Source organism: Collimonas sp. GW821-FHT02H07, assembly GCF_059421505.1.
This window is the reverse complement of sequence record NZ_JBWKVC010000012.1, coordinates 104,444-123,299: the sequence shown is the minus strand read 5'-3', so window position 1 is coordinate 123,299 and position 18,856 is coordinate 104,444. Positions and strand designations below refer to the sequence as shown.

The 18,856-nt window shown below is 62.7% G+C and carries 16 protein-coding genes and 1 pseudogene; 8 read left to right on the top strand and 9 right to left on the bottom strand.

All coding sequences use genetic code 11. The features are described from left to right. Positions 1 to 40: 40 nt before the first annotated feature. Complete coding sequence (locus AC07V8_RS18560) at positions 41 to 928, top strand: sterol desaturase family protein (RefSeq protein WP_494679807.1); 888 nt, start codon at positions 41 to 43, stop codon at positions 926 to 928. Between the two features lie 25 nt (positions 929 to 953). On the opposite strand, the gene AC07V8_RS18555 is transcribed toward AC07V8_RS18560, so the two are convergent. The 3 genes from AC07V8_RS18555 to pdxR all read right to left on the bottom strand — a co-directional run bounded on the left by AC07V8_RS18555 (position 954) and on the right by pdxR (position 4,589). Further along, positions 954 to 1,301 carry an EF-hand domain-containing protein gene (locus tag AC07V8_RS18555; RefSeq protein ID WP_494679806.1) on the bottom strand — a complete coding sequence of 116 codons (348 nt, stop codon included), beginning with the start codon at positions 1,299 to 1,301 and terminating at the stop codon, positions 954 to 956. Between the two features lie 54 nt (positions 1,302 to 1,355). Then, complete coding sequence (locus AC07V8_RS18550; protein ID WP_494679805.1) at positions 1,356 to 3,038, bottom strand: S10 family serine carboxypeptidase-like protein; 1,683 nt, start codon at positions 3,036 to 3,038, stop codon at positions 1,356 to 1,358. 117 nt (positions 3,039 to 3,155) lie between these two features. Further along, positions 3,156 to 4,589: a MocR-like pyridoxine biosynthesis transcription factor PdxR gene (gene pdxR, locus AC07V8_RS18545; RefSeq protein ID WP_494679804.1), complete on the bottom strand. Its 1,434-nt coding sequence runs from the start codon at positions 4,587 to 4,589 to the stop codon at positions 3,156 to 3,158. Positions 4,590 to 4,828: 239 nt separating this feature from the next. On the opposite strand from pdxR, the gene AC07V8_RS18540 reads away from it, so the two are divergent. Next, positions 4,829 to 5,227, top strand: coding sequence for a carboxymuconolactone decarboxylase family protein (locus AC07V8_RS18540; RefSeq protein WP_369827870.1), 399 nt, complete (start codon positions 4,829 to 4,831; stop codon positions 5,225 to 5,227). A 178-nt stretch (positions 5,228 to 5,405) separates the two neighbouring features. Continuing rightward, positions 5,406 to 5,738, top strand: a complete 333-nt coding sequence (locus AC07V8_RS18535) for a TfoX/Sxy family protein (protein WP_494679803.1) — start codon at positions 5,406 to 5,408, stop codon at positions 5,736 to 5,738. Between the two features lie 22 nt (positions 5,739 to 5,760). Here the strand turns inward: AC07V8_RS18535 and AC07V8_RS18530 are convergent, their stop codons facing one another. The 3 genes from AC07V8_RS18530 to AC07V8_RS18520 are packed head-to-tail and all read right to left on the bottom strand — an operon-like array spanning position 5,761 to position 8,141. After that, positions 5,761 to 7,029, bottom strand: a complete 1,269-nt coding sequence (locus AC07V8_RS18530) for an MFS transporter (RefSeq protein ID WP_494679844.1) — start codon at positions 7,027 to 7,029, stop codon at positions 5,761 to 5,763. A 40-nt stretch (positions 7,030 to 7,069) separates the two neighbouring features. Then, complete coding sequence (locus AC07V8_RS18525) at positions 7,070 to 7,633, bottom strand: isochorismatase family protein (RefSeq protein ID WP_494679802.1); 564 nt, start codon at positions 7,631 to 7,633, stop codon at positions 7,070 to 7,072. Between the two features lie 58 nt (positions 7,634 to 7,691). Next, positions 7,692 to 8,141: a MarR family winged helix-turn-helix transcriptional regulator gene (locus AC07V8_RS18520; RefSeq protein ID WP_494679801.1), complete on the bottom strand. Its 450-nt coding sequence runs from the start codon at positions 8,139 to 8,141 to the stop codon at positions 7,692 to 7,694. A 166-nt stretch (positions 8,142 to 8,307) separates the two neighbouring features. On the opposite strand from AC07V8_RS18520, the gene AC07V8_RS18515 reads away from it, so the two are divergent. The 4 genes and pseudogenes from AC07V8_RS18515 (at position 8,308) to AC07V8_RS18500 (ending at position 12,468) form a co-directional block, all read left to right on the top strand. Further along, complete coding sequence (locus AC07V8_RS18515) at positions 8,308 to 9,081, top strand: VOC family protein (protein ID WP_494679800.1); 774 nt, start codon at positions 8,308 to 8,310, stop codon at positions 9,079 to 9,081. A 154-nt stretch (positions 9,082 to 9,235) separates the two neighbouring features. Next, positions 9,236 to 10,132, top strand: coding sequence for a TauD/TfdA dioxygenase family protein (locus tag AC07V8_RS18510; RefSeq protein WP_494679799.1), 897 nt, complete (start codon positions 9,236 to 9,238; stop codon positions 10,130 to 10,132). A gap of 96 nt (positions 10,133 to 10,228) precedes the next feature. Further along, positions 10,229 to 10,837: a cysteine dioxygenase family protein gene (locus AC07V8_RS18505; protein ID WP_494679798.1), complete on the top strand. Its 609-nt coding sequence runs from the start codon at positions 10,229 to 10,231 to the stop codon at positions 10,835 to 10,837. Continuing rightward, positions 10,834 to 12,468: pseudogene (locus AC07V8_RS18500) on the top strand (rhodanese homology domain-containing protein). Before AC07V8_RS18505 ends, AC07V8_RS18500 begins: the two are co-directional and overlap by 4 nt. Positions 12,469 to 12,478: 10 nt before the next feature. Here the strand turns inward: AC07V8_RS18500 and gcvT are convergent. From gcvT to gcvH, 3 genes are all read right to left on the bottom strand, one after another. Beyond that, positions 12,479 to 13,609 (bottom strand): glycine cleavage system aminomethyltransferase GcvT, encoded by a 1,131-nt coding sequence (gene gcvT / locus AC07V8_RS18495; RefSeq protein ID WP_494679797.1) that lies wholly within the window; start codon positions 13,607 to 13,609, stop codon positions 12,479 to 12,481. 135 nt (positions 13,610 to 13,744) lie between these two features. Beyond that, on the bottom strand, positions 13,745 to 16,609 hold the full coding sequence (gene gcvP, locus AC07V8_RS18490; protein WP_494679796.1) for an aminomethyl-transferring glycine dehydrogenase: 2,865 nt from the start codon (positions 16,607 to 16,609) through the stop codon (positions 13,745 to 13,747). 64 nt (positions 16,610 to 16,673) lie between these two features. After that, positions 16,674 to 17,054 (bottom strand): glycine cleavage system protein GcvH, encoded by a 381-nt coding sequence (gene gcvH, locus AC07V8_RS18485; RefSeq protein WP_494679795.1) that lies wholly within the window; start codon positions 17,052 to 17,054, stop codon positions 16,674 to 16,676. A gap of 586 nt (positions 17,055 to 17,640) precedes the next feature. Here gcvH and AC07V8_RS18480 point away from each other — a divergent pair. Then, entirely contained in the window at positions 17,641 to 18,771 is a 1,131-nt protein-coding gene (locus AC07V8_RS18480) for a hypothetical protein (protein WP_494679794.1), read from the top strand. Positions 18,772 to 18,856 lie beyond the last annotated feature (85 nt).

The following is an 18,856-nucleotide window of genomic DNA, read 5'->3' as shown; positions in this document are numbered from 1 at the left end:
AAAATCCAGCGCATCGACTACGCGCATGGAGCAGCACATCATGATGGATCTGATTGCCTGGATGGAGAGCACTTTCGGTTCTCATATTGAGTGGAAACAGGTGGTGCTGATCGGCATGACGCCCTTGTTCCTGGTCGGCTTTGCCATCGAATGGCAGGTCATGCGCAAGCGCGGCGCGCGCCAGCAGTTCTATTGGAAAGACATCCTCACCAACCTCACCCTCGGCAGCAGCTACCAGCTGTTTGAGCTGGCGGTGCACGTGCTATTCGTCGGCGCCGCCATATTCTGGTTCTGGCATCACCGTTTCTTTACGATCCCGATCAACGGCTGGACCCTGCTGCCGATCTTCCTCAGCGTCGAATTCTGCTACTACTGGTTTCATCGCAGCAGCCACCGCGTGCGCTGGTTCTGGACCGCCCACGTGGTGCACCACAGCGGCGAGCACATGAACATGACGACCGCCATGCGGCAGTCGATGCTCTACCCGATCACCGGCTGGTGGCTGTTTTTCATGCCGCTGGTGCTGCTGGGCGTGCATCCGGCGGTGGTGTTCATCCTGTACGCCTGCGACCTGGTGTACCAGTTCTTCATCCACACCGAAAGCGTCGGCAAGCTGCACCCGGTGCTGGAGTACCTGTTCGACACTCCCAGCAACCACCGCGCCCATCACGGCCGCAACGACTGCTATATCGACAGGAATTACGGCGGCGTGCTGATCGTTTTCGACCGCCTGTTCGGCACCTATGTGGAAGAGCAGGAAGCCGTGGATTACGGCATCAAGCGCCAGGTCTACAGCCACAATGCGCTGACCCTCAATTTCCACGAATTCATCGCGATGTGGCGCGACGTCGCACAGCCGGGCAGCCCGGCGCAGCGCCTGAAGCACCTGTGGGCGCCGCCAGAATATGAGCGCGCGCCCTTGCCTTGAACTTGAACTTGAACCTGAACCGCGCCTATCTCTGCATCTGGATGTAACGCTTGACGTCGTCGAAAGTCACCTTGCCGCGCTTGGCGGTATCGATCTTGCTGAAGTTGTTGCTGACAAAACCGAGGCCGGCTTTCTGCGCCTGCTCCTTGGTCAAGACGCCCTTCTTGTCGACATCGGCGGCGTCGAAATCCGCTTTCAGGCCCTGATCCACCTGCTGCTGCAGATCGGCGCCTTTGCTGATCGGCGTTGGCGCCGGCAACGGCGCTCCCGGCGGCAGCAACGGTCCTTCCGTGCCTGCCTGGGCGATGCTCATGGCGCTGCTAAGGCCGGCGGCGCACAGCACCGCGCCGATTGAATGCCAAGAATTTTTCATGCTCGCTTCCTTTTCATCTGCATATTGCATCCGCATATTTCATCATAGGCGCTTTTAACGCAGCGTCATGGCTTTCAGGCTGGCAGCAGCCGGCGTGGTGTTGTCCGGCCACGGATCCGGCAGGTCGGCAAAGCCCATGGCGCCGGAAATCGGCGTTCCTTTGTAAAAACTTGCCAGATCGGCCTTGATCAACGGCCGCGAATCGTTGTCCAGGTAAGTCATATGGCCGCCGTTGTAGTGGGTCAGCTGGATGTTGGGCGGGTTTTGCTGCAGGCTGGGCAGGGTTTTCAGGCGTCCCAGGTCCTTTTCGGTGGCAAAGAAAGGCGTCACGAAATCATGATAGCCGTTGATCGAAAATATCTTGATTTTCGGGTTGAGCGCAATCTCCTGGGCCAGGTCGGGGATGGTATCCGGATAAGCCTTGCCGCCGTGGCTGAAATCCCAGGTCCAGCCTGGCGGCCGTCCTGAGGAATAGCTGGTGTTGGGCGCGCTGTACTTCAGGTAGTTGGGCAGCACCTGCTGGCTCTGGATATTGAAGAAACTGCTCACCAGCGAACTGGACGGATCGCCGCCCTGCGCCATGGCGCTGCCGTTGGCGGCGGCGACGCGGCCGTCATAGGATCCGATCAGGAAGCCGGGCTTGAGCTGGTCGCCGTAGCTGTTGCTGTTGGTGGCGACAGCCGTGCCGAAATACAGCTTGAGCGCTTCATTGCCCAGGCCGGACAGGCTGGCCAGGGTTGCAAACGATTGCGCCTGGCTGGCGCTGGGCGGGTCGCCATAGGTGTAATTGGCATCGTCGGTGAAGGAGGCATACTGTTGCAGCACGACGCCGCGCATGGTCGCCATGTAGCCAGGCGTGCTGGCCGGCGCCGGCGCCACCTTGTTGTAGTACGCCGCCACTGCGCCGAAAGTCGGCAAGGATGCGGCGTACTGGTCGCCGTTGCGGCCCATGTCGTTGTAATCAAGGATCGAAGAATTGAGGACGATCCCGCTCAGATGCACGCCAGCGCTTTCCAGCAGATGCGACAGCACAGCCGTGCGCGGCGTGCCGTACGACTCGCCATACAGATAGATAGGCGACGCCGAACGCTGGTTGGCCGTGATATAGCGCTGGATAAAGTCGCGCATCACGCCGGCATCCTGGTCCACGCCCCAGAACGTGGCATTGGTGTTGGGCGCGATCGCTTCGGAATAGCCGGTGCCGGGCGGATCGATGAATACCAGGTCGGTGGTGTCGATCAGGCTTTCCTGGTTGTCGACCAGCGGAAAATTCGGATAGCCGGTCCCTAGCGGATCGGCGGTATCGACGCGGGTCGGAGCGAACGAGCCCAGCCGCAGATAGATCGCCGGGCTGCCCGGTCCGCCGTTATAGAAAAATGTCACAGGCCGGGTCTTGGGGTCCTGGCCGTCCGCCGTGTAGGCGACATAGAAAAACGAGGCCTCCGGGTTGCCCTTGGCGTCGCTGGCAGTCAGATGCCCGGTGGTGGTCGTATAGGCAATATTGCTGCCTCCCAGCGCAAGGGTATGGTGCGCAATGGCGGCATTTTCACTGGCGCTGGGCAAGGAATCTGTCGGATTGACTGAATAGGCGACCGGATCGGTATATGGCTGATCCACGGCCGCATTGGCGGCGGCATTGCCGCCGCCGGAATCACTGCCGCCGCCGCAGCCGGCCAGCAGCGCTGCCATGCATGCACTGAGGACTGTCAGTTTCAATCGCCGATGAAGACTACCCATGAATTTCTCCCAGATATTTCCGTCGTGAATATTGCGCCGTATGGCCTGCCTGCGCGGGGTATTGTATAGCGCTTACAGGATATGCCCGCCGAAACCGGAAAAAGGGCCATCGCGGTGTCAGGCGATCTCGCTCAAAATCGCTTTGACGCGGTCCAGCGCCGGCGCGATATCCAGGGTTTCAATCGCGCCATAGCCGAAGAACAGGCCCTGCAGCGGCGGCTGCGCATGATAAAAGACGTCGATCGGATACAGGCCGACGTCGACCCGCCGCGCCAGCTTGAGCAGCAAGGGAAGATCGATTTCGCGCTTGGTCAGCGCAGTCATGTGGAAGCCGGCGGTGGCGGCGATCGGCTGCAGCCAGGGCGCCAGGTCGCCGGCAAAGCGCGCCAGCATCTGCTCGCGGCGGCTGCCGTAGATTGCATGGCAGCGCCGGATATGCTTTTGCAGATGGCCGTCGTCGATGAATTTGGCCAGCGCCCATTGCATCATGGTGGGCGCATGCCAGTCCGACAGGTGCTTGGCGATGGCCACCGCCTCGCGGATGGCGGGCGGCGCAATCAGGTAGCCGATGCGCAGCTCCGGCTGCATGACCTTGGAAAACGTGCCGACAAAGGCGACCAGCCCTTCCGTATCCATGCTTTGCAGGGAATCGGTGGGCCGCCCTTGGTAGCGGAATTCGCTGTCGTAGTCGTCTTCGATGATGATCGCGCCCAATTCGCCGGCGCGCTTCAGCAGCGCCTTGCGGCGCGCCAGGCTCATCGGCATGCCAAGCGGGAACTGGTGCGCGGGCGTGACATAGATCAGGCGCGTCTGCTCAGGGATCTGGTCCACCATCATGCCTTCGGCATCCACCGGAATGCAGGCAATATGGGCGCCCTGGCTGGTGAACGCGATGCGCGCCGACGGATAACCCGGATCCTCGACGGCCACGGTGCAGCCCGGCTCCAGCAGGACGCGGGCGATCAGGTCGATGGCCTGCTGCGCGCCATTGGTGACCAGCACGTCCGCCGGCACGCAGCGCACGCCGCGCGCAAACGAGGTATGGCGGGCGATGGCCTCGCGCAATACCGGCAAGCCTTCCGGATAGGAGTAGAAGCCGCGGTCGGCCTGGCTCTTGCGCAAGCCGTGCAGCACACACTGGCGCCATTCACTGATCGGGAAATGGCTTTTGGTGCCGCCGCCACCGACAAAATCATAGCCTGAGCGGCGGTCCGGTCCGGGCGCCGGCAAGGGAATCGAGCGCCCCAGCCAGGTTTTCAGGGTAGCGCCGCCGGTCAGGTCCTTGCCGGCAAACTGGCGCGGACGCGCCTGCGTTGCCGCGTTGACAAAAGTGCCGCTGCCGACCTTCCCCACCAGAAGCTGCTCGACGGTCAGACGGGCGTAGGCTTCCGACACGGTCTTGCGCGACACCCGCAGCTGCTGCGCCAGCAGGCGCGACGGCGGCACCTGTTCGCCGGCCGCCAGGCGTCCGCACTGGATCGCTTCCCTGATCTGCCGATAGACCTGCCCCGCCAGGTCCTTATCGCCGTCAATGACGACATGCAACTCCATAAGCGCTCCACATACGATAGGTAAAACAGGCAAGAGCCTGCTGTGCTTGATGCAACCCAGCGTTTTAGCATGTCCGTGCAGCCAGTGCAAACGCGCCCAGTGGCCTCCTGTTTTTTAGCGGAATTGGTTATCCGCGGATGTCTTTGGCTCCCCTATCATGCAGTCTCTTACCAACGAAGCAAATACAGGAGAATATCTTGGAAGCACGTATCGATTTCTACACCGCCTCGCCGGAAGTGATGAAAGCCATGATTGCGCTGGAAGGCGCCGTCAACAAGCTGGGCCTCGAACCATCGCTGCTGGAGCTGGTCAAGCTGCGCGCATCGCAGCTCAACGGCTGCGCCTTTTGCATCGACATGCACACCGCCGATGCCCGCAAGGCCGGCGAAACCGAGCGCCGTCTGTACGCCGTCACCGCCTGGCGCGAAGCACCCTTTTTCAGCGACCGCGAACGCGCCGCCCTGGCCTGGACCGAAGCCGTGACGCTGATCGCCCAGACCCATGCGCCGGACGCCGACTACGCGCTGCTGCGCGCCCAGTTCAACGACGCCGAAATGGTCAACCTGACCCTGGCCATCAACACCATCAACAGCTGGAACCGGCTGGCGGTCGGCTTCCGCAAGATGCCGGCAGCGTAACTATCCGGCTGGCGTCCCGCGCCGGGGGTGCGGCGGATGAAGCTGCCGCAACACCCGCAATCCGCTGAACCCTGCTCGCAGCCGCTCTCGTCAAAAAAGAGACTAGAGAAGACTCCCGGTCTCTGTTACTGTTTCGCAGCAATGACAGTTTACACACGACCATCGCCTGAAAATATCCATGAGCACAGACACAGCACGCGCCAGGGCCCTTGAACTGGCGGATTACCTGGCCCCTCTCGGGGAGATTACGGTATCGCGCTTTTTCGGCGGCGCCGGGCTAAGCATCAACCAGTTGCAGTTCGGATTCGTCATCAAGGGCGCGCTCTACCTGCGGGTAGACGACAAGAGCCGCCCGGCCTTCGAAGCGCTGGGTTGCGAACCGTTTCGCTACGCGACCAAGGCCAAGACGGTGACGGTCGCTAGCTACTACCAGGTGCCGGCCGCGATGGAAGATGATCCGGAGGCCCTGCTGGACTGGGTAAGCCGCCTGCGTCGCGGCACCCTGGCCTGAGCGCCAGCTGATCAAGATCTTTTCACTTGGTCTCTGGAAATGCCCGGCCAAGGCTGAAACGCAGCTTGCCGCCGACCATGCGCACGCGCAGCTGGCGATACTTCATCAGGTAATGGATCCCGACCCACGCTGCCGCAAAGCCGGAAGCGGCGCCGACGCCCATTGCCCAGCGCGGACCGAAGGTATCGGCGACCCAGCCGACCACCGGCGCGCCAAGCGGCGTGCCGCCCAAGGCCAGCGCCAGCAGGATCGCCATCACCCGGCCGCGCATGGCGGGCTCGGTCGAGAGCTGCACCATGCTGTTCGCGGTGGTGGTGAATGTCTGGGCAGCGACGCCGATCAGCACCAGCGCAATCGCGAACAACCCATAGCCCGGCATCAGCGCCGCCAGCACCAGGCCGCCGCCGAAGACGCCGGCGCCGGTCAGCAGCCAGGTCATGCGCGGCCTCTCGCGGCGCGCGGCCAGCAACGCGCCGGTCACCGATCCGAGCGCCATGATCGACGACAGGAAGCCGTACTGGTGCGCGCCGGCGTGGAACACGCTGACCGACATGGTTGAAATGAAGATGGGGAAATTCAAGCCGAAGGTGCCGATCAGGAAAAACATCAGCAGGATGGCTTTCAGGTCGGGCCGGCCCCAGATATAACGGAAGCCCGCCGCCAGGCTGCCGCGCGCAGGGGCGGCGCGGGCGCGCAGATGCAGCTCGTCGAGCCGCAGCAGGCTGAGCGAGGCCAGCACCGCGGCGAACGAAGCGGCATTGAGCAGGAATACCCAGCCGGCGCCGATCACCGCGATGAGGACGCCGGCGATGGCGGGTCCGATCATGCGGGCGGCATTAAAAGAGGTCGAATTCAACGCCACCGCATTCGACAGCTCGTGCTCCTCCACCAGTTCCGAAACAAAAGTCTGGCGCGCCGGCGCATCGAACGCGGTGACGCAGCCAAGCAGCAAGGCGAACAGATAGACCTGCCACAGCTGGACCACGCCGGCCACGGTAAGAATCCCCAGTCCCAGCGCCAGCGCACCCATCGCCGCCTGCGTGACGATCAGCAGCTTGCGGCGGTCGAAGTGATCGGCGGCATAGCCGGTCAGCGGCAGCAGCAGCGCCTGCGGCCCGAACTGCAGCGCCATCACTATGCCGACGGCAGTCGCGTTATTGTGGGTCAGCTGGGTCAGGACGATCCAGTCCTGGGCGGTGCGCTGCATCCAGGTGCCGACATTCGAAACCAGCGCGCCGCCGGCCCATAGCCGGTAATTGAAATTGTTCAGCGAGCGGAATGTACCTGTCAGCACAATGTGCTCCCGTCTGCCATCTGGATGGCCGGCAGGCTCATGGGAGGCGGCTATCCAGCAGAGCGATGATCTCCCGGCTGCTGCCGGTTTCGCCTAGCCGCGGGAAGATCCGGGTAACGCTGTTGTCGTGCGCCTCGGCGCTGGTGTCGGTCATGGCGTCCAGCGCCAGCGTGACATTGAAACCGAGCTCGTGCGCCTGACGCGCGGTCGACTCGACGCCGATGCTGGTGGAGACGCCGGCCAGCACCAACTGGGTGACGCCCAGCTTTTTCAGGTGCGCATCGAGCCCGGTGCCGGTAAATGCGCCCCAGGTGCGCTTGCTGACCAGATGGTCTTGCGGCTGCTGCTGCAGTTCCGGCACCAGGTCGGCCCATCCGGCCGGCAGCGCATCGAGCTTGCGCGCCTGTTCGGCCCGCCCCGGCGCGCCGCCGGTGACGTTGACCAGCACCACCGGCAAGCCATGCCGGCGGAAGGCTTCAGCCAGCGCTGCAGCGTGCAGCACCACTTGGCTGGCCGGGTGTACGGTCGGATAAGCGACGATGCCTTTTTGCAGATCGATGACGACTAGTGCGGTGTTCGGATCCAGCGTGCTGACAGTCATGGGATGCTTTCTATTAATCAGGTTGGGCGCAACATGGCGCAGGATGGCACAAGATGGTTCAGGCGTCGGCCAGGCGTTTCAGCAATTCGACGCTGGCCGCCAGCTGGTCCAGCTCGTCTGCCGCGAACTTGGTCCGGATCGCGCGCAACAGCCAGTCTTCTCTTGCCGCCCGGCTGGCGCGTATCATTTCCCGGCAGGCGTCCGTCAGCGACAATATGGTTTGCCTGCCATCGGCTGGATCCGCCGCACCGGCCACCAGCCCGGCGGCCTCCAGCACCGCGACGGTGGCGCCCATCGATTGCGGCCGCACGCCTTCCGCCTTGGCCAGGCCTGTGACTGTCGCCGGGCCGTCGCGCTCCAGCCGGATCAGCACCGACTTTTGCGAGCCGGTGAAATCCCCCGCATGGGCCTGTTCGCGCAGCCGCCGGCTGAGGCGGCCGAGCACTACCCGCAGCTCTCCTGCCATGGCGGATGCGTGGGCGATATCGGGATCGTTTTGTTCACTCATGTTCCATAGTCTAGTACATATGAAGACAAACTACAAAGTTTTCCTTCATATAGTGTTTCAGGCCTTTCCGCTTGCCGCCTGATCGCCTACATTGATTCATGTCTCTGCAATTGCAGCTGTAGCTATAATTGCAACTTCACCCAACTCACCTAAAGGAACAGTCAACATGTCAGCTAACCAGGCAAAATTCGTGTGGTATGACGTCATGACCAGCGACACCAAGGCCGCCGAGGCTTTCTACAGCAGCGTGGTCGGCTGGAAGATGCAGGACGCCGGCATGGGCGGCCCTGCCTACACCATCCTGTCGGCGGGCGACATCATGGTCGGCGGCCTGATGGCGATTCCGGAAGAGGCGCGCGCCATGGGCGCCAAGCCTTGCTGGATGGGTTATATCGCAGTCAGCGACGTCGATGACTACGCTGCGCGGGTAACGGCCGCAGGCGGTTCGATCCGGCGCGCGCCGGCCGACATTCCCGGCGTTGGCCGCTTTGCCGTGGCGGCCGATCCGCATGGCGCCGGTTTCATCCTGTTCAAGGGCAATAGCGAGGCCCAGCCGGTGCCGCCAGCTGCCGGCACGCCCGGCCATTTCGGCTGGCATGAACTGCATGCCGGCGATCTCGACAGCGCCTTTGCCTTCTATGCCGGCCTGTTCGGCTGGACCAAGGCCGAAGCCATCGACATGGGGCCGATGGGCGTCTACCAGACTTTCGCCACCGGCGGCGCGCCGCTCGGCGGCATGATGACCAAGACTGCCGACATGCCGGTGCCTTGCTGGCTGTACTACATCAATGTAGAAGCCATCGACGCTGCGGTTGAGCGCGTCAACGCTGGCGGCGGCAAGATCATCATGGGGCCGCACCAGGTCCCGGGCGGCAGCTGGATACTGCAGGGATTTGACCCGCAAGGCGCGATGTTCTGCCTGGTGGCGCCAAAACGCTAAAAGCTGGCCCCGGGCCAGGCAGCCGGCGGCGCGCAACACATATGGATATGAGAATCCATTATTTGCGGCGGCCAGGCTTAAGCGGGTGTAATGCTGTTTTTGCCTGGCGCCGCCTGCGAAAACCATGCACCCGCTCCGTTACCAAAGCCATCTTATGTCTATTGCCATCGATACAGCCATTCCTCCGGGCCTGCCTTCCCAGGCGTTCCAGATCACGCCGCTCGGCGGCCCGCTGGGCGCGGAAATCACCGGCCTCGACCTCAACCTGCCGCTGACCGGGCTGGATCTGGCGCGCATACGCATGGCCCTGGTCAGGCATGGCCTGCTGGTGTTCCGCGAGCAGCGCATCACGCCCGAGCAGCACGTGGCGTTCAGCCGCTGCTTCGGTCCGCTGCAAATCCATGTGCTGAACCGCTTCCACCTGCCCGGCCATCCTGAAATCCTGATCGTTTCCAATGTCGTCGAAAACGGCAAGCCGATCGGCCTGGTCGATGCCGGCGCCGACTGGCATTCCGACCTGTCGTACATGCCCAGGCCCAGCCTGGGTTCGCTGCTGCATGCGCAAGAATTGCCGGCGGAACAGGGCGACACCTTGTTCGCCAACATGTTCAAGGCCTACGACACCCTGCCGGCCGACGTCAGGCAAACGCTGGAAGGCCGGCGCGCGGTGCATTCCTATGTGTACCGCTACCGGCGCCTGCAGAAGCTGTCGCCGTGGCGCGCCGACCTGACGCAAAAGCAGATCGACGAGGTGCCGGAGGTCGAACATCCGGTGATCCGCGTGCATCCGGAAAGCGGCCGCAAGGCGCTCTTCGTCAGCGAAGGATTCACCTCGCACATCGTCGGCCTGCCGCCGGATGAAAGCGCGGCGCTGCTGCGTTTCCTGCATGAACACACGATACGCGCCGAAAACGTCTATCGCCATCAATGGCATGCCCATGACATGGTGTTCTGGGATAACCGCAGCACCGTGCACTATGCCGCCATCACGCCGCCGCATCTGCGGCGCACCCTGTACCGGACTACGGTTGAAGGCGACGTCCCGGTCTGAGGTCTGCGCCGGGGCAAAGCCGACAGCCAAGCTGGATTACAATACAAAGCCAAGCCCCCTCCCCAGCATTCATCGATGAAGTCAGGCCAAGCCAGCATGCCCCCATCCCCCAATCCCGCCAGGCTGCGCAACTTTATCCGCTCTTTGGCCGAACTACTTGACAGCAAACCTGCCGAAAACCGCATCCTGCAAGAAGGCGGCGTCCTCCTGCAGCAACTGATCGCAAGCGACGACTGGCTGCCGGATGCCTGCGCCCAGGCGCTGCCGGAACGCTACCAGCAGTACTTGCTGCACGTCGATTCGGCCGAACGCTTTTCGGTCGTCAGCTTCGTCTGGGGGCCAGGACAGGCAACGCCCATCCATGACCATACGGTATGGGGCCTGGTCGGCATGTTGCGCGGCGCCGAATACTCGCAGGCATACAAGGCCGGAGACGATGGCTGCCTGCGGCCGGACGGCGCTGCGGTCAAGCTGCTGCCGGGCATGGTCGAGGCGGTATCGCCTAGCGTCGGCGACATCCACAAGGTCTGCAATGCTTGCCCGGACCAGGCGTCGGTCAGCATCCACGTGTACGGCGCCAACATCGGGGCGGTCAGACGCTCGGTGTACGCGGAAGACGGCAGCAGCAAGCCATTCATTTCCGGCTATTCCAACTCCCAGCTGCCGAATATCTGGGACCTTTCCAGCGAACTGAAGAATACATGACAGCCGATATTGCCAGCCATCCCGCAACAGCCGTCCCCACCCTCTCGTTCCAGCAAGTTCTTGCCGCACTGCTGGCGCGGCAAGAACTTGCCTTGCTGGACGTGCGCGAAGAAGCGCCGTTCGCCGAAGCGCACCCCCTGTTCGCCGCCAACCTGCCGCTGGGCCGCATCGAGCTGGAAGCCTATGCCCGCATTCCGCGCCGCGACACCACTATCGTTGTCTATGACGATGGCGAAGGGCTGGCTTTGGCTGCGGCGCGGCGCCTGCTGCAGCTAGGCTATAGCGCGGTGCATCTGCTGGAGGGCGGCTTGCAAGGCTGGCGCGCCGCCGGCGGCGAGATTTTCCGCGACGTCAATTCCGCCAGCAAGGCTTTCGGCGAACTGGTCGAATCGCAGCGTCATACGCCGTCTCTATCGGCGCCGGAAGTCAAGGCCTTGCTGGATACCGGGGCGGATGTGGTAGTGCTGGATGCACGCCGCTACGACGAATACCACACCATGAGCATCCCCGGCGGCGTCAGCGTTCCCGGCGCGGAACTGGTGCTGCACGCACGGGCGCTGGCCCCGCGCCCGGAAACCAGGATCATCGTCAATTGCGCCGGCCGTACGCGCAGCATCATCGGCAGCCAGTCGCTGATCAACGCTGGCATGCCGAATCCGGTCAGCGCCCTGCGCAACGGCACGATCGGCTGGACCTTGGCTGGCTAACAGCTGGAACACGGAAAAACGCAGAGATTCTCGGACCATGCCGATCCGCTGAGCGCGGCCGGACATCAAGAACAGGCACAGGCTGCCAGCCGGAACGTTGCGGACCGCGCCAGAGTCGGCCGCGCCAGCCTGGCGCTGCTGCAAGGCTGGCAACAGGAAAACGGTCGCACCACTTACCGCCTGGATGTGCGTACGCCGGAGGAATATATTGCCGGCCATCTGCCCGGCTTCAGCTGTGCGCCGGGCGGCCAGCTGGTGCAGGAAACCGACCATGTTGCGCCGGTGCGCGGCGCCCGCATCGTGCTGGCGGACGACGACGGCGTGCGCGCCAACATGACGGCTTCGTGGCTGGCGCAGATGGGATGGGATGTCCATGTGCTGGACGGATTGCAGAAAGCCGATTTCAGCGAGGCCGGCCAGCCGCAGCCGACGCTGCCGCCCTTACCTCCATCCGCATCGGTATCTGCCGCAGAGCTTGCGCAATGGCTGGACGATTGCGGCAATCAGGCAACCGTGCTGCTCGACTTCAGCAGCAGCGCCAGTTACGTCAGGCAGCACATTCCCGGCGCCCGCTTCGCCCTGCGCTCGCAACTGGCAGCGGTATTGCAGCAAACGCCAGACGCCGCGCGCTATGTCCTCGCCAGCGGCGACAGCCTGTTGGCGAGTTATACCGCCGGCGATCTGCAGCAGCTGACGGAGCGCCCTGTATTTGTGCTGGCCGGCGGCACGGCCGCATGGATCGCCGCCGGGCTGCCCGCGCAGTCGGGCGAGACCGCGCTAGCCTCGCCCCGCATCGACCGTTATCGCCGCCCTTACGAAGGCACCGATAATCTGGCCGCCGCCATGCAAGCCTACCTGGACTGGGAATACGGCCTGGTAGCGCAGCTGGCGGCAGACGGCACGCACGGTTTCTTCGTGATTTGATCAGCCTTGATCAGCCGCGGAAATAGCGCGCTGGCGTAAACGGCATGGCAGCCACTTCCACCGGCACCGCCTTGCCGCGCACCAGTGCATGCAGCTGGGTGCCTACTTTGGCGAATGCCGTCTCGACATAGCCCATCGCTACCGGCTTATCCAGCGTCGGCCCGAAACCGCCGCTGGTGACCTTGCCGATCACCTTGCCGTCGGCATCGACCAGTTCCGCGCCTTCGCGCACCGGCATGCGTTCCAGCGGCAGCAGCCCTACCCGCTTGCGGCTGACGCCTTGTTCCAGGTGCTGCTCGATCTGCGCAGCGCCAGGATAAGCGCCGGCACGGGCGCCGCCGGGACGCCGCACCTTGGACAGCGCCCAGGTCAGGCTGGCCTCGACCGGCGTGGTGGAGACATCCATATCGTGTCCATACAAGCACAGGCCGGCTTCCAGCCGCAGCGAATCGCGGGCGCCGAGGCCGATAGGCGCAACTTCTTCCTGCGCCAGCAGCAGCCGCGCCAGCGCTTCCGCCTGGGCGTTCGGCACGGAGATTTCAAAACCGTCTTCGCCGGTGTAGCCGGAACGGCTGATGAAGCATTCGGCGCCGGCCAGCGTGACTTTGCCGGTCTGCATGAAGACCATCTGCGCGGTTTCCGGCGCCAGGCGCGCCAGCACCGCAGCGGCCGCCGGCCCCTGCAAGGCCAGCAGGGAGCGGTCGCTCAGTTCTTCGATCTGGCAACGGCCGGCAAGGTGCTGGCGCAGGTGCGCGGTATCCTGCTGCTTGCAGGCGGCGTTCACCACCAGGAACAAGTGGTCGCCGCCATTGCTGACCATCAGGTCGTCCAAAATGCCGCCTTGCGGATTGGTGAACACGGCGTAGCGCTGGCGGTTGGCCGGCAGGTCGATGATGTCGACCGGCACCAGCGATTCCAGCGCAGCCGCGGCGTCCGGGCCGCTCAGGCGCAGCTGGCCCATGTGCGAAACGTCGAACAGGCCGGCCTGGGCGCGGGCATGCTTATGTTCCTTGAGGATGCCGCTCGGGTATTGCAGCGGCATGTCGTAGCCGGCGAACGGCACCATCTTGGCGCCGAGTTCGATATGCAGGTCGTAAAGTGCGGTGCGCGCTGAAGCGGTAGCGCTACTGGTATCAGACATGAGAGTTCGTCCTTTTCATTTTCACATGCGCGTGTTGCGCAGAAGATAGCGTGAGAGCGGGCAGTCCAGTGCAAACGGCCAGCGGACCCGCGTGGGCGGTTCCGCTGGCATGACTGCGCTGTCCTGCTGCGCTCCTTACTCGTAGTCCGACATCGGCGGACAGGAGCAGACCAGGTTGCGGTCGCCGTAGACGTTATCGATACGTCCCACCGGCGGCCAGTACTTGTCCTTGCGCAGCGACTTCAGCGGATACACCGCCTGTTCGCGCGAATAGGCCCGCGACCACTCGTCAGTCAGGTCCTGCGCGGTATGCGGCGCATGGCGCAAGGCTGTCTGTTCGGCCTGGATATCGCCGTTCTCGACCGCCCGGATCTCTTCCCGGATGGCGATCATGGCGTCGCAGAAGCGGTCCAGCTCTTCCTTGGATTCGCTTTCGGTCGGCTCGATCATCAGCGTGCCGGCCACCGGGAACGACATGGTCGGGGCATGGAAGCCGTAGTCGATCAGGCGCTTGGCGACATCTTCCACCGTGATGCCGGTCTTGTCCTTCAGCGGCCGCAGGTCGATGATGCCTTCATGCGCCACCAGGCCGTTGCTGCCGGTGTACAGGATCGGGTAATGCGGCGCCAGGCGGTGCACGATGTAGTTAGCGTTGAGGATGGCGATCTCGCTGGCCTGCTGCAGCCCCTTGGCGCCCATCAAGGTGATGTAAGCCCAGGTGATCGGCAAGATGCTGGCGCTGCCCCAAGGCGCGGCGGAGACCGGCGCGATGCCGTTTTCCAGCATGCGATGGCCTGGCAGGAAAGGCGCCAGGTGGCTCTTGACGCCGATCGGACCGACGCCCGGACCGCCACCGCCATGCGGGATGCAGAAAGTCTTGTGCAGGTTCAGGTGCGAAACGTCGCCGCCGAACTTGCCCGGTGCGCACAGGCCCACCATGGCGTTCATGTTGGCGCCGTCGATGTACACCTGGCCGCCGTGGGCATGGACGATGTCGCAGATCTCGCCGATCGCTTCCTCGAACACGCCATGGGTCGACGGATAGGTAATCATCAGCGCCGCCAGGTCGCCGGCGTGCTCGTCAGCCTTGGCGCGCAGGTCGCCGACGTTGACGTTGCCCTGCTCGTCGCATTGCACCACTACCACTTGCATGCCGGCCATGTGGGCGGTGGCAGGATTGGTGCCGTGGGCCGAGCTCGGGATCAGGCAGATGTTGCGCTGGCCTTCGCCGCGGCTTTGATGGTAGGCGCGGATCGCCAGCAGGCCGGCGTACTCGCCTTGCGAACCGGCATTCGGCTGCAGCGACACGGCATCGTAGCCGGTGCAGACGCACAGCATCTGCTCCAGGTCGGTCACCAGCTGCTGGTAGCCCTGGGCCTGGTTGAGCGGCGCAAACGGATGCAGCGAGCCGAACTCGGGCCAGGTTACCGGGATCATTTCAGTGGTGGCGTTGAGCTTCATGGTGCAGGAGCCGAGCGGAATCATGCTGCGGTCCAGCGCCAGGTCCTTGTCCGCCAGTGCGCGCAGATAGCGCAGCATCTGGGTTTCGGAGTGATGGCTGTTGAATACCGGATGCGTCAGATAGGCGCTGCTGCGCGCCAGCGACACCGGGATGCGCTCTGCCGCTTCTGCTTCCAGCTGGTCGAACGCCGGCAGCGCCTTGCCGACGGCAAAGATGCCCCACAGCGCCTCGACATCGGCGCGCGTGCTGGTTTCGTCCAGCGCGATGCCGATGCTGCCGTCGTCGATCGGCCGCAGGTTGATCATCTGGCTGCGGGCTGCCGCATGGATGTCCTGGGTGTGGCCGCCGGTATGCACGGTCACGGTATCGAAGAAACTGGCGGTCGGCACGGCATGATGCAGCTGGCGCAGGCCTTCTGCCAGGATCGCGGTCAGGCGGTGCACGCGCTGGGCGATCGTCTTCAGGCCTTGCGGGCCGTGATATACCGCATACATGCTGGCGATATTGGCCAGCAGTACTTGCGCGGTGCAGACATTGCTGGTGGCTTTTTCGCGGCGGATATGCTGTTCGCGGGTTTGCATCGCCAGGCGGTAAGCGGGTTCGCCGCGGCTGTCGATGGAAACGCCCACCAGCCGTCCGGGCATCACGCGCTTGTGCGCATCGAGGGTGGCGAAATACGCTGCGTGCGGGCCGCCGTAACCGAGCGGCACGCCGAAGCGCTGGGCGCTGCCGATGACGACGTCGGCGCCGAATTCGCCCGGCGGCGTCAGCAGGGTCAGCGCCAGCAGGTCGGCCGCGACCACCACCAGCGCTTGCTTGCCATGCGCCATGCGCACGGTGTCGGCATAGTCGTGGATCTCGCCGCTCAGGGTCGGGTATTGCAGCAGGACGCCGAAGCAGTCGAGCCGCTCCAGATCCTTGCGGTGATCGCCGACCACCACCTCGACGCCGATCGGCGCGGCGCGGGTGCGCAGCACGTCGATGGTTTGCGGGTAGCAGTCTTGCGAAACGAAGAAGATCTTGCTCTTGTTCTTGGACAGGCGCTGGCAGAAGGTCATCGCCTCGGCCGCCGCGGTCGCCTCGTCCAGCAGGGACGCATTGGCGATTTCCATGCCGGTGAGGTCGGTAATCATGGTCTGGAAGTTCAGCAACGCCTCCAGCCGCCCCTGCGATATCTCAGGCTGATACGGCGTGTAAGCGGTATACCAGGCCGGGTTTTCCAGCAGGTTGCGCAGGATGACGGTCGGCGTATGGCAGTTGTAATAACCCATGCCGATATGCGACTTGAACATCTGGTTCTTGCTCGCGATCTGGCGCAGTGCCGCCAGTGTTTCGGCTTCGCTGCGAGGGGAGCCAAGAGCAAGCGGCTGCTTTTCCAGGATGGTGTCTGGTACGACTTTATGTATCAATGCCTCGATAGAATCGAAACCGAGCGCCGTCAGCATGGCCTTTTGCTGGGTGTGATCCGGGCCGATGTGGCGTTCAATGAAATCGGCGTGTTGCGCCAGATCTTCAAGAGCAGGCCGTGATTGTGTCATGGATGCTTTTCCTTCTTGTGTGTCTTGTGTGAACAGTAAAATTACGCGCTGCCTTTGCCGCTGCTTAAGCCTGGCCCTTGATCATGGCAGCATAAGCCGCTTCATCCATCAGACTGTTCAACTCGGCTGCATCGTTCACTGTCATCTTGAAGAACCAGCCCGCGCCCATCGGATCTTCATTGATCTTGCCCGGCTCATCGGCCAGCGTTTCATTGATCTCGGTGACGGTGCCTGCGACCGGCATCATGATTTCACTGGCTGCCTTGACCGATTCGATCACTGCCGCTTCGTCGCCCTTGGCGAGTGCGGCGCCGACTTCAGGCAATTGCACAAACACCAGGTCGCCCAGATGGTCTTGCGCGTAAGCCGTAATGCCGACCGTCACCACATCATCGGCCTCAACGCGCAGCCATTCATGCTCAACCGTATATTTCACCTGACTCATGCTATCTCCTGTTAACGACAAAAATTATTAAAATCTACACAAACCGGCAGCCGCTCGGCGCCGGAAAATTCGGGTAGAAACCGCCTCTGCGGCCCGCTATTCGACCATAACTTCGGCCACTGCAACAGCGTATTTTCCCACGCCTCCGGTTGCTTTTTACAAGCTGATGATTTTAATCAGGATTTTGACTTTTCCATGACCCTCCATGGCTTTCAATCTTTCATTTTCCGCAAGAAAGCAAACGCTCAATCACGCTTTTTGCAGATCGAAATGCGATCTTTGATTCAAGCTTCTTTCTCATGCTTGGCGAGCAGCTGCGTCGCGTTAACTTACAAAAAAATCACCTTAATCTTGTTTACATTGAGAAACATTTGCCCTATGATCGATTCAAACGGAGTATACAGACCTGTCTGTTTTTACCGATGCATTCAATTTTTTGCGTTCCGGCCGAAGCAATTCGCGTGTGGCGTTATCTGATTTGCAGGAGATCGGACGGAAATTGGTCGAACTGGAATCAATGGTCGACGCTAGATAGTGGAAATCTAAGGGCCTGTATTTTATCAATCTGGAATTGGATCATCGGAACATGCAAACCTTGGCTCAGGAAGTTGATGTAAATCCGGCGCTTTCTTTTTCACTGAATTCGCTGCTGCTGGTCACTGCTCAACCCGTCCTTCATCGCTTAGCGTCCTACGGCGCGCTGCCGCGGCAGATGATCCAGATCATCTCGCGCGCTTCGGTGCGGCTGCAGGATTCGGATATGCTGATTTCGCAGACGCCGCACAGCTACGAGCGCAGCGAAGAAATCCGCCAGCCTTCAGTGGCCCTGGGGCATCAGGAACATGCGATGGCCGAAAGCATGCTGGAGCTGATCCGCCAGGAAGGCCTGGCGCCGCACTACAAATCCTTCATGCAGACCTTTGCCCGCATCCTGTTTTCGCTGTTCCTGACGCCCGGCCAGTACGACCGTGCCTGCGCCTGCCTCGACAGCGGCAACAACCTGCACTTCCTGATGAGCGATGGCGGCGAGCCGACATTGAGCAGCTGGCGCACCGTGGCGCAACCGGAAGGCGACGGCTTCAAGCTGCATATCGACAAGGTATGGGGCATGCATGCCAACCTGGACGGCATGGCAATTGTGGTAGCCCGTACGCTCGGCGCCTACTTCCCCTCCGCCTACCTGGTCTGGCCGGAGCAATACGCAACCCTCAAGCGCACTGCCTGCGGCGCCCCATTTCTGGATGACGTGGTCCAGCTGGGCAACGTCAAGGGTACGGTCCAGGTGGCGCAAGGCGACCGTCTGCAAGCCCGCGGCTCCGCGGTGCTTAACAAATATCTGACCACGGTTCGTCCGCTCCTGGTGCGCGCACTGATGGCGCATGTCGAATGGCTGGCCACCCAGGGCCGCGTCGAGCTGACCGTTGAAGAACGTAGCGCACTGGGCTTCATTGCCGCCGCCGCGCGCGCCGAGACCCAGTCCGGCCGCTATGACAACGAAGACGTGCACCGCGCGCTGGCGCTGAAATTTGCTTCCAATGAATTGCTGCTGCACCTGGTCAGCCGCGGCGCAGTCAGGGGATTTTCCGATCAGCGCGATCTTTTGGCATTCACGAAAATGGAAGGGAGCTCATACCGTTGCTACCACGAATTGCGCGCAAGCATGCGCGTTAGCAAGGCCGGTCTGCTGCCAGGATTTGCCGGTGCAGCTGCGCGATGAAAATCCGCCGGGTTTGTTGCGCACCTGAGGCTGTTAACGCGCAAGGCCGTCAACCAGAAGCTGGATTGACGGCCGCCTTGCCTGT

Coding starts and splice junctions, on each gene's coding strand:
- AC07V8_RS18560 (WP_494679807.1), top strand. CDS start 41: ATGATGGATCTGATTGCCTGGATGGAGAGCACTTTCGGTTCTCATATT.
- AC07V8_RS18555 (WP_494679806.1), bottom strand. CDS start 1,301: ATGAAAAATTCTTGGCATTCAATCGGCGCGGTGCTGTGCGCCGCCGGC.
- AC07V8_RS18550 (WP_494679805.1), bottom strand. CDS start 3,038: ATGGGTAGTCTTCATCGGCGATTGAAACTGACAGTCCTCAGTGCATGC.
- pdxR (WP_494679804.1), bottom strand. CDS start 4,589: ATGGAGTTGCATGTCGTCATTGACGGCGATAAGGACCTGGCGGGGCAG.
- AC07V8_RS18540 (WP_369827870.1), top strand. CDS start 4,829: ATGAAAGCCATGATTGCGCTGGAAGGCGCCGTCAACAAGCTGGGCCTC.
- AC07V8_RS18535 (WP_494679803.1), top strand. CDS start 5,406: ATGAGCACAGACACAGCACGCGCCAGGGCCCTTGAACTGGCGGATTAC.
- AC07V8_RS18525 (WP_494679802.1), bottom strand. CDS start 7,633: ATGACTGTCAGCACGCTGGATCCGAACACCGCACTAGTCGTCATCGAT.
- AC07V8_RS18520 (WP_494679801.1), bottom strand. CDS start 8,141: ATGAGTGAACAAAACGATCCCGATATCGCCCACGCATCCGCCATGGCA.
- AC07V8_RS18515 (WP_494679800.1), top strand. CDS start 8,308: ATGTCAGCTAACCAGGCAAAATTCGTGTGGTATGACGTCATGACCAGC.
- AC07V8_RS18510 (WP_494679799.1), top strand. CDS start 9,236: ATGTCTATTGCCATCGATACAGCCATTCCTCCGGGCCTGCCTTCCCAG.
- AC07V8_RS18505 (WP_494679798.1), top strand. CDS start 10,229: ATGCCCCCATCCCCCAATCCCGCCAGGCTGCGCAACTTTATCCGCTCT.
- gcvT (WP_494679797.1), bottom strand. CDS start 13,609: ATGTCTGATACCAGTAGCGCTACCGCTTCAGCGCGCACCGCACTTTAC.
- gcvP (WP_494679796.1), bottom strand. CDS start 16,609: ATGACACAATCACGGCCTGCTCTTGAAGATCTGGCGCAACACGCCGAT.
- gcvH (WP_494679795.1), bottom strand. CDS start 17,054: ATGAGTCAGGTGAAATATACGGTTGAGCATGAATGGCTGCGCGTTGAG.
- AC07V8_RS18480 (WP_494679794.1), top strand. CDS start 17,641: ATGCAAACCTTGGCTCAGGAAGTTGATGTAAATCCGGCGCTTTCTTTT.